Here is a 13,400-nt window from a genome sequence, read left to right as displayed (position 1 = left end):
ACAAGTTATTTAATACACACACTTTTGGGGGTGGGTCAATTTAAACAAGAATAGGTGGGTCAGTTTAAATAGGATTTACTGGGTCAATATAATAGGAATAGGTGGGTCAGTTTGGCAAGAATTTCCACTTTGGATAAACCCACCCTCATTCAATGAAATTTTATCCAAAAGATTAAATTATTCTAAATTAATTTTAAAAGATCAAAAGGCTGATATAGAACTTTCTAATGGAGCCATTTTAAAAGATACTGACCTTAGTTTGTTTTTTACTATTGCTCAAAAAAGTTTGCTCAACGAAGACAATGGTAAACTATTAGGGTATTTAAGTGATAGAAATCTTAGAAAAGGAATAACTCTTGTTAGAAATTTTTTCACTTCAGGGCATATCCAAGCGGATAGAGCATTAAATAATTATATTAATGGTCAAGCAGATTTCACTTTCCCATATCACGAAGTTTTTAAAGGAAGTATCTTAGGTACTTGGAGGTATTTTAAAGATGAAAGGGCAGAAGCTATAAACATATATGATTCAAATTTAGGGAGTAATTCTTTGCAATTATTAAGGTTATATGTACTGAAATTTTTGCATACAAAAGCGACAATAGGTTCCTCTGAGGTATCAACTAATGAAATTACAAAGGCTATCTCCAATATGGGAGCTTCTAAAGATATAATTGAAAATGTATTACACGTATTAGAGAAAAACTCGTTAATTCATTCTAATAATGATGGAATTACAGGTAATCAATTATATAATCTAACTCTCTCAGGTGGATACTATATTTCATTTTTTGCAAAAAGAATTGTTTATGTTGAAGAGGTTATGTACGATACAAATATTTATGATTTAGAAAAATGGGAAAAGCTTAAATCAATAACTTTAGAATTAGAAAATAATTATTATAATAAAGTACAAAGGTTGGAGCTTAGATTAGAAAGAATGGAAATTTTTATGAACTACTTAATTTCATTAGAAAAAAGTGTCTTAAATACTACTAAATTACTTGAATTATCTTGTATAGAAGGCTTTAAGGAGGCGATTTTAAAACATTTTGAAAAAATAATTTCAAATGCTAAATGGTGGGCTCAACAAAATGCTAATAGTTAGTTATGAAGTATTATGTAAAATAGAACCTAAAAGTTTAAAACGGCCTCAGAAAACTTTGGAGAAAACACGAGATACAATGATTGCTCCAGTGGAGGAATTATTGTAGCTGCGAGATGATGCGGCAGGATAATGATAGTACAATTGATTAAACAAAACGTTACAAATCGCCAACACGCCAGCTCGCTCACAAAATCAAAAGTCTACTAGACTTTCAATTTTATGCCGTCTAAAATATCCCGACTGCGCCGTGATTGTTTCCAAAGTTTTATGCAGCCTTGATACTTCAGCAACCTCAGCACAAGTTTTTTGTTCTTTTGTCATTTACCCTGAGTTTATCGAAGGGTCAAGACAAAAAGATATGCAAACCTTAGTAAGTTTAATCTGTGTTCCTAGGATAGCAAGTGTATAGAAATTATCTCGCAGAGTAATTTTATGCTAATGCGGCAATTTCACGAGAACTGCGATAGCAATCTTGAGCTCATCTAAAACAATATTAACCTTGCGAAAAATCGCATAAAAACTTTTTCCACGTATGTTTTATCGAATACGCGATTTATAAACCACCTAAAAGTGTTTGTTTTTTTTTGGTGTGGCCAAGCGTTGGCAAATTGTGTGTAGAGAAAAATGCATTAAGCATTTTTATTTACAAAACAATAAAGGCGGTTGGGCGCGGCAATTTTACATAACGGCAAATTATAGCTACAAATATAAACGTGAGGTTTAATCATAAACGCCTTAAAAGAAATATTAATGACCCCAGTAGCTACGATCACTATGAAATAGAATTATCCTGGGATATTTTACATAGTATTACATTATAGCTATCATTTTTTTTATAAATAGAATAATCCTAAATACATCATAATTTCGCCAGCGCGCCATCTGTGTTATAAATAGCTTCATCCACTGGATAAACCTATTTATAAAATGTACTATAATTTATATTATGTAAAATAGAATATTTAGGAAGCTCCCTATCGGTTAAATTTGTTATACTATTTTAATTCAATAAATTCTGCTTACAATCATCCTTACATAAGTATTCATTTTATTTTGCTATATTCAATTAAGTTTCTAACATACTTTTATATTGAAAGAATTTAATCCCCTACAGTACTTTTTATATCTCAGTTGTCTCACAGTTATTATAACGTCGCTTTTTTTTGACAAACATTATTTGAGCATTTTGCTTCCGATCACGTTACTATTTCTATTGCTTACCTATTTATACGAAGTTTTTAAAAGAAAACATCTAAAAATAAATTTCTTTTTTATCATTAGTGTTATGTCTTTAATGATATCAGACCACTTAATTTATGTAAGTTTTACAGATTACTTTTCATATATGTGCATTTGTATCATTATTTATGCCTTATTTTCTTCTTTAGCATTAAAAAAGTACTGTGCACATATTACATTTCGATGGAAAAAGACAACGACACTTCCATTATTCATTAGTATTGGTTTACTGGGGTATCTTATTTTTTCAATTTCAGACTTAGTATTAGAATTACTACCTAATACTATTCCTTATATTGTATCTACAATTTTGACATTATTGTTATATGCTGGAATTTCCTATTATATATATGTATCAGACACTTATAGTCATGGTGTTAAACTGATCATATCGGCTTTTTTATGTCAATTTGTTGTAGGTTTTACCGTTATTAATGAGCTATTTTTATTGAATAATTTCTGTACATTCTTTATTGTTTCAGCACATATTTTGGGAATCTATATATTCATGAAGTTTTTGGTAGAACAAGATCCTACCACAATACAAGATTCTATTAAAAAACACTTATTATAATCTATTGTGTAGTGACTGTAGCTGTACTTTTTTCTGATAGTTTAGATACGTTTCCTCTATAGTTAATGGTAGTTCGATTAATTACTATTAACGCTAATGTCACTCTTTAAATTAGCGTATAACCGTATAATAATTCTATAGGATTCCTGAATATCGTCAACATTAAATTTGATCAAATACAGTTGTTTTTTCTCGTTATATTCTACCTTATAATTATCATATGCTCCTTTTAACTTTATACCAGCATCTGTGCTGTATCTAGCCGATAGTCTACGCTCCCCAAAATATGGTAAATATACATCAACACTATCTCCATCCATTCTAAAATGATTACCGTTGCCTATCAAACTGATATTGTTTACCGTGCTTCCCGGAGGAAGTAATCCACTATTGGCTACGGCATTAACACTTGTCGTAGTAAGCGGTGAAGCCCAATCAGAGATAATCTCATACTTCTTTTGAGTTACTATTTCATCTAATGCTTTACGCTGTGCTTCAGTAACCTCAATACTTTGAGTGCTTCCGCAACTTATCAATATCCCACCTATAAGTACTAAAAAAAGAGTTTTCATTTCATCTGGATTTATATGCTACATCTATCAATTTTCGTACCAAATATACGGTTTTTAAGCGTGACTTGTGACTCTAAAACACAGTAAACCAAGGATTAACTCTTAATTAAAACTTAAACTTACCTTTTACCGAAAACATATTGGGATTACTAAATGGCGCCAAAGTTGTAGTATTAAAATTTAAATCTTGTTTTACTTCTAAAGAAAAATTAGCATTTACATCATACCCAACCCCGTTAATCATTTTAAAAATCGGCGGAATTGGTTCTGCCCCATAATTAAAGGATCTGGTAAACTCTACTTCTCCTCCTGTAAAAAGATACAGCCTATCAGACACATATTGTTTGGTACTAATAGGAACAATAAAAGAAACAATAAAAACATCCATTAAATCATAGAGATAGTAATGACCTTCTATCTCGGCATGAAAGTTAGTACTAAACTCATAGTTAACAGTAAAACTAGATTGTTTTCCCGGGCTAAAATGAGTAATCAGACTCGGTCGCCCAACATAAGAAACTCCGTCGATGGTTAGTCTACTTTTTCTTCTGGCAGGTACAGAAGTATAGCTTTCATTTTGTGCCATTATAGTATCTCCAAAAAAAACAGCAGCACATATCATTGCAGTAGTTATAATGTAATTTTTATTTTTTCTAGATATGAATGATAATACTAAAAAGAAGTTGTTTTTCATCATGTTGGTTAATACAGTTTTATCAAAATAACTATAAAAAAATATACACGTTACAAATCCTAAATAATTATAACATTACTTTATCATTTAACAATAGTAAAACGGCTACTTTTGCGGGATGTTAAAAAAGAAGCTCGCTCAGTTCGAATTTGTAACACTCATGGCATCCTTAATGTCAATTGTTGCTTTGGCCATAGATGCTCTTCTACCTGCATTAGATATTATCGGAGTTACTATTGGTGTCACACAAATCGCAGATAATCAATTATTAATTACCATGATCTTTTTGGGACTTGGTATTGGCCCACTCTTTTTTGGGCCTATATCTGATAGTTTTGGTAGAAAACCTGTAGTCTATATGGGATTTTTACTCTTTATCATTGCAAGTTTTATATGCATTTTTGCTACAAGTATAGAAATGATGGTGGTAGGAAGGATTTTACAAGGAATCGGACTTTCTGCACCCAGAACGATCGCAATAGCAATGATTAGAGATATCTATAGTGGTGATTATATGGCACGTATTATGTCATTTGTTACCGTAGTATTTCTTCTCGTACCTATTATTGCTCCTGCTTTGGGTAAATTTGTATTAGACCACTATAATTGGCAAGCTATTTTCTACATACAATTGATTTTTGGTCTGTTGGTCTCTTTTTGGTTCTGGAAACGACAAGCAGAAACCCTCGACGTTTCAAAACGTATAAAATTTACTTCTAATATTTTCTTGGACGGACTAAAAGAACTATTAAAATATAAAACAACAATGGGATATACGCTCATCTCTGGTTTTATAGTAGGTTCGTTTATGGTATATTTAAGTACTTCGCAACAGATTTTTGAGCAACAGTATAACCTAAAAGAAGAATTTCCATATATATTTGGCCTTTTGGCTATAGCGATTGGATCTGCTATTTTCCTTAATGGGACACTGGTATTAAAGTACGGAATGGAAAAATTGGTAACCACTTCCCTATTTGCTTTTTTTGTTATTTCTCTTCTATATATCGTTTTGTTTTATAATTCACCAAACCCTAATGTTGTTATTCTATTGATTTTCTTCGGAATACAATTTTTTGCGATTGGATTTTTATTTGGAAACTTAAGAGCTCTTGCCATGGAACCTATCGGTCATATTGCAGGAATAGGTGCCGCTATAACAGGATTTATATCTACTATAATGGCCGTTCCTATTAGCACCTATATCGGAAGGTTTGTTATAACTTCTACTCTACCTCTATTTATAGGCTTTTTAGTCTGTTCGATATTATCTATTGTAATCCTTATGTATTTAAAAGTATCTGCAAAAAAAATGATAAACGCATAATCTAGTTTAACCATTTTGGTAGAAAACGTCCTGTACGCTTCTTGTATGAGGTATACTGTAAAAACATCTTTACTAAACGTTCTTCTTCATATACAGATTTAAAATAAAAAAGAACACAGAGTACAATAGTCACTAATATCTTAAAAAGAGATCCTATATATATCCCATAGCCAAAAGCGATCAATAGAATTGCGGTATAAATTGGATGCCTTATATAACGATAAACCCCATTTTGTATCAAGTTAGCGCCTGATTTTGGGCTAGGAAACGGAGATAGGCTTGTATTGAGTTGTATTGTAGCAATGAGTATAAGGAATCCACCCAAAATGGCTATAGATATACCTATAATTCGTATAAAATGTAATACATCAAAATTTAAAAAATCGCTATCAAACAGATAGATGATAAATAAACAAAACTGTATAACTACAAAACCAATGTCTTTAGTTTTTAATTTCATATCCTTAACGTATGAAAATAAATATATCGGTTACTAAAATATTAAAGCTGTCAAAAAAGTATACTCCTCTATCCAATTGAATTCTGAAATCCAGAAAAACAAAACATTTTGACAAATGTGTTTTGATAAAATTCAATCTGACAATGTCGAAGTTTGAGCCTTTTATGACAGCTTCCCAAATTACTTAGTTTCTTTTTTAGCAATTAAATTCCCTAAGAACTATAAGTACAAATATATTCTGAAAAAAAATAAAATACTGTGACAAATGTTACATGTATTTACTCAAAAACCATAACAACAACAATATCAATTACATACACAACCCCACATGAATAATTCTATTGTAATTTATTTTCCAAGCGATCCAATCGTTCTTCAATTTTTATTAATTTTTGAAGGATCAGAATATGAGTTTTTTTAGCATCAATCCCTACAGGACTAGTATCACTATGAATTTCTTTGGCAATACTCTCATATTGTTCTTTGTCTATCATTTTTTTAAGTTTTATAGTATTCTTAATAGTTATTGATTGCTCCATGCCTTATATCCTCCTTTAAAATCAAAGATTTTTTTAAACCCCATTGCAGCCAGCTTCTTACTAGCACGATTGCTTCTACCACCAGAGTAACAATATATATAGATTGGCTTTTCTTTATCTAATTTTTGAAACGCTATAGAAAATTGTTGAGCATCATAACTATTAATATTGATAGCATCATCTATAAAACCAGCCTTATATTCTCTTGGAGTACGAATATCAATGAGTTGTACATCTTTGCCTATAACTGCACTTTTGAAGGTTTCAATATCTATAATTTTAATTATATCTTCTTTTTGATAGCTAAAAGAACCATATGAAAATATGGTCCATAGAATAATTAATATTTTCATGTATTTGACACGTATAATGGCAGCTTACAATATAAAAGAAGTAACGATTTATTATCACTACGCAGGTGATTAGCAGTTAGAGCAACTAGAGGTTAAAAATATTTATGACTCTATCCCATAACATTATACTATTGTTCCTTCTCTATCAAATAGCTTTTCATATAATTTTAGACAAAGGTACAATACCTTATTTTTTTATGAAGTAACAAAAGTCACAAACGAAGTATTTATCACACCAAAAAAAGGTGTGTTCATGATCTCAAGATGTTATATTAGGAATTCTGAGATTTATTATTTTGTTCATCATACTCTGGAGCAAATAACTCCCCATTTCCTGCGATGGCAAACTGATCTCTTTTTGATCCATATCCAAAATTTGAAGATCTACGATATTTTGTCTGGAAATCTGCAAAGCGTCTTTTTTTTCTAGATTTTTCTTTACTCATAATTCAACTTTTTAGGTTCATGAATTGGCTAACGATCAATGGTCTTTCTAATTTATTACTTTTTTTACTTTTAATCTATTCATTTGTATCACTTTATATTTATTTTAAGAGCTCTTGTAATCCAAAATCCTACAAACTCATATGTTTCTATGGTTAGCCCGTAATTTTTAACATAATTCTTTGTAATACCCTTTTATCAAAACTATGTTGTTCAATCCCAAGATGAAAGAGGCAAAACACCTAATATCAACTAGTGAATTTCCCCCGACAAGCAATATCTAAATTTGATAAGCCTTGGAATGATTCTTGATTCTTGTTATCTTTAAAAATAATTATCATACTCCCATGAAAGCTTTAATAAGTATTTTACTCACTGTTCTTATCTCACAAGGATTTGCTCAAACTGATTTTCCAAATGAAATCAATATATCTAATAATACCAGCGAATATGCTTTGATTAATGATTATCGAGGATTGACCATTGACAAGGAAAAATCAAGGATTTCTTTTGATTTTGTTTCGGAAGAAACATCTGGGACTATTTCTGGCCTAGATTTTAAAATAGATTTTAATCCTTCTGATCCCGACAATGCATCTTTTAGCGGTACTGCGTTAATTAAAACATTAGATACCGATAATTTTTTAAGAGACGGACATCTCATGTGGGAAAAATTCTTTTACAAGAAAAAATATCCTAAAATCAAATTTGAAAGCACACAAGTTGTTCCTTTTGATACGAACACCTATAAAGTTATTGGTATGCTTACCATTAAAGAAACCAAGAAAGAAGTGATCATCACCTTTTCTCTTGATGATAAAAAATTATTAGGTAAAACCACAATTTACACCAGCGATTTTGGAGTTAACATACACGATGAGCGAGAAAAAAACAAGCTAGATGTTCGCTTTTACTTTCCTGTTATTCAATAAATAATTCAGGCTCTTTTATAAAATTCCTACCAGTTATGAAAATAACTCCTTTTATCATTTTGCTTACATTAAGCTCTATATTCACCACATCGTATGGTCAAAATCCAACGCGATATACTTCTTTTAAAGATGCTCTAACTACAACTAACGAGGTAGTATGGTTAGACTTGAATAAAGAAAACCTGGTTGATTTTGAGAAGCAGATTATTAAACTGACAAAAATAAAGGTATTATTCTTAACCAATTGTGAGCTAACCACTCTTCCTAAGGGCATAGAGAAATTGAATACATTAGAACTATTAAAACTCTCTAAAAATGCATTGACATCACTCCCTATGAATCTTAAAAATTTAGATCATATCGATGTTATTAATCTAAGAGAGAACCAATTTAAAAAACTACCCGAAGTTATACTGCAATGGCCTAAACTAAGAGAAATTGATCTAGGATATAATTTAGAGTTACAGCTCCCAAAAGTAATCACTACTTTAACTAAAGTGAAAAAACTAGACAAACTCGTATTAGATGGGAATAAAATACAAAGACTTCCTGAAAACATAAAAAACCTTAATACTTTGCAAGAGTTTAGTCTCGCTAATAACCCTAACTTAGATTTGCCGTATACATTTAAGATTATTGCTCAAATGAAATCTCTAAGTATATTAGATTTGAAGTATAATAACCTGCAATCTGTTCCTGCAGAAATTGCTTTAGCGAAAAATTTGAAAGGTTTGGTATTAGATAAAAATCCAGAACTACACATGGCAGAAGTTGTAAAGAATATTGATCAATCAGAAAGTCTAAAAGTCCTCTTATTAAGAAACAACGAGTTTACATCACTGCCAAAAGACCTAAAAGGGTTTTCAAAATTAGAAGTATTAGAATTAAGCAATAATCATTTCTCTGAGGAAGAACAAGCCAGAATCAAAACAGCTTTACCCAATACAAAAGTGATTTTCTAAATCCTGATTTATATATTCTTTATTCTAGCCCTATAACAAACGCTGAATATTGGCCATGGTGTGTTATGGAAATTGGAATGTCTTCTGCTTTTTGATCTATACGTACCATAGGGATTCCATTACCATCTTTCTTAATTGTAACTATAGACGAATCTATCTTATAGTTTTCAGCAATCTTTTGTAATAACAAGGGATGCATTCTTAGTGTTTCATCAAAAATCTGAGTATCATACTCGATATTAGATGCTTTTGCTATGCTATAAATGTATTTTTCTGTAATTATTGTAGAGGTTTTATAGACACACTTATCAATCATTACCTCCCCTCCTAACGTACAATTAAAATCTTTTGGATTATACTTTGGCGGATGTCCAAATCGTCTTTGATGGGCTTTATAAACAGCCTCTTTCATGCTCCAAAACTTCCAAACTTGTATTTCAGGATGATCAGCTTCAAAAATATAGTGTTGTTCTATCGCAGTAAATATCTTTTGCACCCATCCTTTTCTTTTCCAATTGCTTTCTGTTCTGGAAAGTGCAAGATCTACAATATCATTACCAATCACTTTACAGCAAGTTTATGTTCTATTACTTCTATTGAAGCCTTCACCGTTAACATTTTTTCCATCGCTTCATTATCAATTTCAATATCAAACTCATCTTCTACATCCAGCACTACATCAACCAAATTTGCAGAATTAATCTCCAGATCTTTTATAAAGTCAGTGTTCTCAGTAAGGTTTTTAAGCCCTTCCTGATTTTGAACGTACGGAGTTATGATAATTTTCAATTTAGATAATAATTCTTCTTTAGTCATAAATCATTTTTGTTATTAGTACTATTATGTCAATTCTTATGTAAAACGAAATTCAACATAATTATTAATATTTTTTAAAGATAACACAGGCATTTACATCCCCAAATCCAAAACTGGCTTTTGCTATTATATTTGCTGAAAAATCAAGTGTTTTTGTAGGTATCTTATCTCTATCTACCAAAGACTCGATGTCTGGATGCAAATCTTCACAATTAATATTTCCGAAAATAAACTTTTCTTTTAATTGTAATACTGCAGCTACACTTTCGATACTTCCAGAAGCCGCGAGGCAATGTCCAACAAGGCTTTTTAATGAATTAATATAAGGAAAATCAGCTCCTTTTCTGCCTAATGCTTCACACCAATTTTGTATTTCTGCACTATCCTTTGTAGTCGCTGTAAGGTGTCCATTAATCGCATCAACTTCATCCGCTTTTATCCCTGATTTCTCTATCGCTCTCTTTATACATTGCTGTACTGCTTCACTATTGGGTGCAGTCATACTTCCTCCGCTACGTTGCCCACCACTATTTACATGTCCGCCTAAAATTTCTGCATAAATGGTCGCTCCTCTTTTTTGAGCACTATCCAGGCTCTCGATGACAAGAGCCCCTGCTCCACTACCTGGCACAAAACCACTAGCACTTGCACTCATAGGTCGAGAGGCTTCTGCAGGGATATCATTATATTTATATGGGAGAATACGCATAGCATCAAACCCTCCCCATACATATGGCCCGCTATCACTAGTGCTTCCTGCAAGTATGATTTCTGCTGAACCACTTGTTATTCGATCATAGGCCATTAAAATTGCTTCTGTACCCGTACTACATGCAGAGGAATTTGTAGTTACAACATTACCACACCCTAACATACCTCCTAAAAATGCACTAATACCACTAGCCATAGTTTGGATAACAGTTGTACTACCAAGACGTCTTACATTTCCTTCATCGACCTTATAAATTGCTTCTCTAAATTTATCAACTCCTAATATTCCTGTACCAAAAATAACTCCGGCATCCCATAACGGAGTATCATTATCATTAATCGATAATCCAGCATCTTTCCAAGCATCTATACCCGAAATCACACCGTATTCCATCCCTGAGGCTTGTAATCCTCTAAGCTGAATTGAATTAAAGTAATTATTTAAGTAATCTTTTTTATAATTTGGTAAACCAGCTATTTGACATGAAAAATTAAGTTTTTTTAATATTTCAATTAAACGTATACCACTTGTACCATTTTGAATAGCTTTACTAAAAACTGAAACGTTCATTCCATTAGGAGCTACTACACCCAAACCTGTAATCACTACACGCCGTTTACTTATCATTTATAACCGAATTAATAATGGTTATTATTTTTTGCAATCCAACTTTTGCTTCGGGCATTATTGGCAAAATAGGCCAAACATGGGGCATTCCTTTTCCCACAATAACATCGATCTCCCCCTTATTTTGTTTCACTTTTTCGACAAATAACTCCTGATCAGGCGTAAGTATATCATCTGTAGCCATAAAAAGATGTATTGGGGGCAGATTACTACACTCTCCGTATAAGGGCGAAATCAAAGGATCTTTTAACGACAGGGATCCAGCGCACATAGTATTTGCCGACCTTACTCCTTTAAGACTTAGAATAATATCTTTTACATCAACTTCTGGTATTTTGGCATTTGTTACACTTGCATCTACCAGTGGTGAAATAGGAATCAAACAGTTAGGAGTATTTTTTTGCTCTCTTTGTAATCGCTGAGCTAATGTAAGTATCAGGCTTCCACCTGCAGAATCCCCTAGTAAAATAATCTTTGAGGCATTATACACTTTAGTTGCCTCTATATATGCCTGATATACATTATCTGTAATTACATCTATAGTGTGCTCTGGTGCTTTAGGATAATCTATCATACATGCTCTAGCCTCTGTCTCTTTAGCTATTTTGGCTAATGCTTTCCAATTTTCTTGTGTTGGTCCATAGACAAAAGCTCCTCCGTGACAATACATTAACAGGATATCTGTTTTGATATTTTTAGGAGTGATATATGTTATTTTACTTTGAAGATGCTCTTTGGTCTCATATGAACTACCCAAAAACAGTCTTCTATTTGGCACATGAACATCTTGCTTTCTTTTTTTGATATAGTCAATCGGATCCTGAGACCATGTTTTTTTCTCCCCTTTTAACTTAAGTACTAATTTTACTAAAGAATATCCTAAACTCATGTGATTATTTTACTTTTTAAATGCTATACCCGCTACAACACCTTTTGCCACCAAAATATCATCTGCATTGTACATAACTACATTGCATTTTAGTTTATTAAACCTAAAATACACCTTATCTGCAATCACTATTACTTTTTCTCCTGGAAAAACGGGTTTATTAAAATTCATTTCACTACTAGTCATTGCTACACTCCATTCTCCCTCATCCCATTTACCTTTTAAAAGGTAAATTCCAAAACAGGCCATTCCTATTTGGGCCATACACTCTGTAAGGATTACTCCAGGAGTAATAGGATTATCTTTAAAATGACCTTCATAAAAATATTCGTCATTCAGAAATGTATATCCCCCTTTGATATGATCATCGTCAATCTCAATAATCTCATCTACAAACAAAAAAGGTTTGCTATAGGGTAGTTTTTGTATGATATCCTCTTTCTTCAATGTATATTCATTTTAAAATGCACAGCCATCAGGAAGTGGTTGTGCTGTTTCTAATTCGGCTGCAAAAGTTTTATCCAAAGTACCTTCTACAAATCCTTGACTCACATTGCCTTTAAAGACTTTCGTCCCATATCCACTAGTATTCATATGTGCTCGGACATACACTATCTGATCTTTTGAAATAGCAACAGAACCTCCAGATCTAACAAAAGGCTGCTCATTGACATGACTATGAGCCAAAATTCTACGATACAACAATTTACCATCTTCAGAAATAACTTCCCACCAATCTGCATATTGATTACATCCTGTATCAGGGCTTTTGATTCCTACATTAAAAGAATAGCTGTTTTCATCTCCAGAGACTACTACACTTACAATCTCTGCGGAAGCATTTGCATCAATATCCGGCGTCATATCAGAAGCTCTATCATCATCATTTTTACATGACATTGTTGTATTTGCCAATAACGGTAAACATAACAGAATAAATATATATTTCATTGTGTCTTTACTTGATTTATTAATACTATATTTTAATATAAATATTTAACAAAGTGATTATTTATATAGTGTTATAACCCGTTGTGCATTTAGTTAATATTAATTTTTAGGTTGTTTATATTTCTGTTGAATTCAAACCTATTGATATATTGAATAATGGTCATTGCTGTGATCTTTGATAAGATTCTATTTTTAAATCCC

At 31.8% G+C, this 13,400-nt stretch carries 17 protein-coding genes and 1 pseudogene; 5 read left to right on the top strand and 13 right to left on the bottom strand.

The genetic code is table 11. From position 1 onward, the window contains the following. Positions 1 to 259: 259 nt before the first annotated feature. A complete protein-coding gene (locus tag FOF46_RS29120; RefSeq protein ID WP_143918966.1) occupies positions 260 to 1,108 on the top strand; it encodes a hypothetical protein in 849 nt (282 codons plus the stop codon). A 1,345-nt stretch (positions 1,109 to 2,453) separates the two neighbouring features. After that, positions 2,454 to 2,921: a hypothetical protein gene (locus tag FOF46_RS29115; protein ID WP_143918965.1), complete on the top strand. Its 468-nt coding sequence runs from the start codon at positions 2,454 to 2,456 to the stop codon at positions 2,919 to 2,921. Positions 2,922 to 2,998: 77 nt separating this feature from the next. Here FOF46_RS29115 and FOF46_RS29110 read toward each other — a convergent pair whose 3' ends face one another. Next, positions 2,999 to 3,493, bottom strand: a complete 495-nt coding sequence (locus tag FOF46_RS29110) for a DUF4251 domain-containing protein (protein WP_143918964.1) — start codon at positions 3,491 to 3,493, stop codon at positions 2,999 to 3,001. Between the two features lie 106 nt (positions 3,494 to 3,599). Beyond that, on the bottom strand, positions 3,600 to 4,190 hold the full coding sequence (locus FOF46_RS29105) for a hypothetical protein (protein WP_143918963.1): 591 nt from the start codon (positions 4,188 to 4,190) through the stop codon (positions 3,600 to 3,602). 115 nt (positions 4,191 to 4,305) lie between these two features. On the opposite strand from FOF46_RS29105, the gene FOF46_RS29100 reads away from it, so the two are divergent. Then, on the top strand, positions 4,306 to 5,514 hold the full coding sequence (locus tag FOF46_RS29100) for a multidrug effflux MFS transporter (RefSeq protein WP_143918962.1): 1,209 nt from the start codon (positions 4,306 to 4,308) through the stop codon (positions 5,512 to 5,514). 1 nt (position 5,515) lies between these two features. On the opposite strand, the gene FOF46_RS29095 is transcribed toward FOF46_RS29100, so the two are convergent. The 4 genes from FOF46_RS29095 to FOF46_RS31875 all read right to left on the bottom strand — a co-directional run bounded on the left by FOF46_RS29095 (position 5,516) and on the right by FOF46_RS31875 (position 7,312). Beyond that, positions 5,516 to 5,974, bottom strand: a complete 459-nt coding sequence (locus tag FOF46_RS29095; RefSeq protein WP_143918961.1) for a methyltransferase family protein — start codon at positions 5,972 to 5,974, stop codon at positions 5,516 to 5,518. Between the two features lie 338 nt (positions 5,975 to 6,312). Beyond that, complete coding sequence (locus tag FOF46_RS31880) at positions 6,313 to 6,468, bottom strand: hypothetical protein (RefSeq protein ID WP_167571994.1); 156 nt, start codon at positions 6,466 to 6,468, stop codon at positions 6,313 to 6,315. Positions 6,469 to 6,497: 29 nt separating this feature from the next. Beyond that, positions 6,498 to 6,866 carry a rhodanese-like domain-containing protein gene (locus tag FOF46_RS29090; RefSeq protein ID WP_109438647.1) on the bottom strand — a complete coding sequence of 123 codons (369 nt, stop codon included), beginning with the start codon at positions 6,864 to 6,866 and terminating at the stop codon, positions 6,498 to 6,500. Between the two features lie 272 nt (positions 6,867 to 7,138). Then, entirely contained in the window at positions 7,139 to 7,312 is a 174-nt protein-coding gene (locus FOF46_RS31875) for a hypothetical protein (protein WP_167571993.1), read from the bottom strand. 345 nt (positions 7,313 to 7,657) lie between these two features. Between FOF46_RS31875 and FOF46_RS29085 the strand changes: the two genes are divergently transcribed. Both FOF46_RS29085 and FOF46_RS29080 read left to right on the top strand, forming a co-directional pair. Further along, complete coding sequence (locus tag FOF46_RS29085; RefSeq protein WP_109438646.1) at positions 7,658 to 8,242, top strand: YceI family protein; 585 nt, start codon at positions 7,658 to 7,660, stop codon at positions 8,240 to 8,242. A gap of 35 nt (positions 8,243 to 8,277) precedes the next feature. Beyond that, on the top strand, positions 8,278 to 9,204 hold the full coding sequence (locus FOF46_RS29080) for a leucine-rich repeat domain-containing protein (RefSeq protein ID WP_143918960.1): 927 nt from the start codon (positions 8,278 to 8,280) through the stop codon (positions 9,202 to 9,204). A gap of 19 nt (positions 9,205 to 9,223) precedes the next feature. Here FOF46_RS29080 and FOF46_RS29075 read toward each other — a convergent pair whose 3' ends face one another. The 7 genes and pseudogenes from FOF46_RS29075 to FOF46_RS32825 all read right to left on the bottom strand — a co-directional run. After that, positions 9,224 to 9,769, bottom strand: a complete 546-nt coding sequence (locus FOF46_RS29075; protein WP_143918959.1) for a 4'-phosphopantetheinyl transferase superfamily protein — start codon at positions 9,767 to 9,769, stop codon at positions 9,224 to 9,226. Beyond that, positions 9,766 to 10,020 (bottom strand): phosphopantetheine-binding protein, encoded by a 255-nt coding sequence (locus FOF46_RS29070; RefSeq protein ID WP_109438643.1) that lies wholly within the window; start codon positions 10,018 to 10,020, stop codon positions 9,766 to 9,768. Before FOF46_RS29070 ends, FOF46_RS29075 begins: the two co-directional genes overlap by 4 nt. 64 nt (positions 10,021 to 10,084) lie before the next feature. Beyond that, positions 10,085 to 11,359, bottom strand: a complete 1,275-nt coding sequence (locus tag FOF46_RS29065; protein WP_143918958.1) for a beta-ketoacyl-[acyl-carrier-protein] synthase family protein — start codon at positions 11,357 to 11,359, stop codon at positions 10,085 to 10,087. Next, positions 11,349 to 12,248: an alpha/beta hydrolase fold domain-containing protein gene (locus FOF46_RS29060; protein ID WP_143918957.1), complete on the bottom strand. Its 900-nt coding sequence runs from the start codon at positions 12,246 to 12,248 to the stop codon at positions 11,349 to 11,351. Before FOF46_RS29060 ends, FOF46_RS29065 begins: the two co-directional genes overlap by 11 nt. A 9-nt stretch (positions 12,249 to 12,257) precedes the next feature. Continuing rightward, a complete protein-coding gene (locus tag FOF46_RS29055) occupies positions 12,258 to 12,695 on the bottom strand; it encodes a 3-hydroxyacyl-ACP dehydratase FabZ family protein (protein WP_143918956.1) in 438 nt (145 codons plus the stop codon). Between the two features lie 12 nt (positions 12,696 to 12,707). Further along, positions 12,708 to 13,199: a hypothetical protein gene (locus tag FOF46_RS29050; protein ID WP_143918955.1), complete on the bottom strand. Its 492-nt coding sequence runs from the start codon at positions 13,197 to 13,199 to the stop codon at positions 12,708 to 12,710. Between the two features lie 89 nt (positions 13,200 to 13,288). Then, positions 13,289 to 13,400, bottom strand: a pseudogene (locus FOF46_RS32825) (IS982 family transposase); the annotation flags it as partial.

The sequence above is a fragment of the Aquimarina algiphila genome, assembly GCF_007489275.1.
Taxonomy (GTDB): Bacteria; Bacteroidota; Bacteroidia; order Flavobacteriales; family Flavobacteriaceae; genus Aquimarina; species Aquimarina algiphila.
Note: the sequence above shows the minus strand (reverse complement) of the source record. Positions and strands in the feature narration are given on the sequence as shown.

Bases quoted from the DNA above. Each gene is read 5' to 3' on its own strand.
- FOF46_RS29115 (WP_143918965.1), top strand. From the start codon at position 2,454: ATGTGCATTTGTATCATTATTTATGCCTTATTTTCTTCTTTAGCATTA.
- FOF46_RS29110 (WP_143918964.1), bottom strand. From the start codon at position 3,493: ATGAAAACTCTTTTTTTAGTACTTATAGGTGGGATATTGATAAGTTGC.
- FOF46_RS29105 (WP_143918963.1), bottom strand. From the start codon at position 4,190: ATGATGAAAAACAACTTCTTTTTAGTATTATCATTCATATCTAGAAAA.
- FOF46_RS29100 (WP_143918962.1), top strand. From the start codon at position 4,306: ATGTTAAAAAAGAAGCTCGCTCAGTTCGAATTTGTAACACTCATGGCA.
- FOF46_RS29095 (WP_143918961.1), bottom strand. From the start codon at position 5,974: ATGAAATTAAAAACTAAAGACATTGGTTTTGTAGTTATACAGTTTTGT.
- FOF46_RS31880 (WP_167571994.1), bottom strand. From the start codon at position 6,468: ATGATAGACAAAGAACAATATGAGAGTATTGCCAAAGAAATTCATAGT.
- FOF46_RS29090 (WP_109438647.1), bottom strand. From the start codon at position 6,866: ATGAAAATATTAATTATTCTATGGACCATATTTTCATATGGTTCTTTT.
- FOF46_RS31875 (WP_167571993.1), bottom strand. From the start codon at position 7,312: ATGAGTAAAGAAAAATCTAGAAAAAAAAGACGCTTTGCAGATTTCCAG.
- FOF46_RS29085 (WP_109438646.1), top strand. From the start codon at position 7,658: ATGAAAGCTTTAATAAGTATTTTACTCACTGTTCTTATCTCACAAGGA.
- FOF46_RS29080 (WP_143918960.1), top strand. From the start codon at position 8,278: ATGAAAATAACTCCTTTTATCATTTTGCTTACATTAAGCTCTATATTC.
- FOF46_RS29070 (WP_109438643.1), bottom strand. From the start codon at position 10,020: ATGACTAAAGAAGAATTATTATCTAAATTGAAAATTATCATAACTCCG.
- FOF46_RS29065 (WP_143918958.1), bottom strand. From the start codon at position 11,359: ATGATAAGTAAACGGCGTGTAGTGATTACAGGTTTGGGTGTAGTAGCT.
- FOF46_RS29060 (WP_143918957.1), bottom strand. From the start codon at position 12,248: ATGAGTTTAGGATATTCTTTAGTAAAATTAGTACTTAAGTTAAAAGGG.
- FOF46_RS29050 (WP_143918955.1), bottom strand. From the start codon at position 13,199: ATGAAATATATATTTATTCTGTTATGTTTACCGTTATTGGCAAATACA.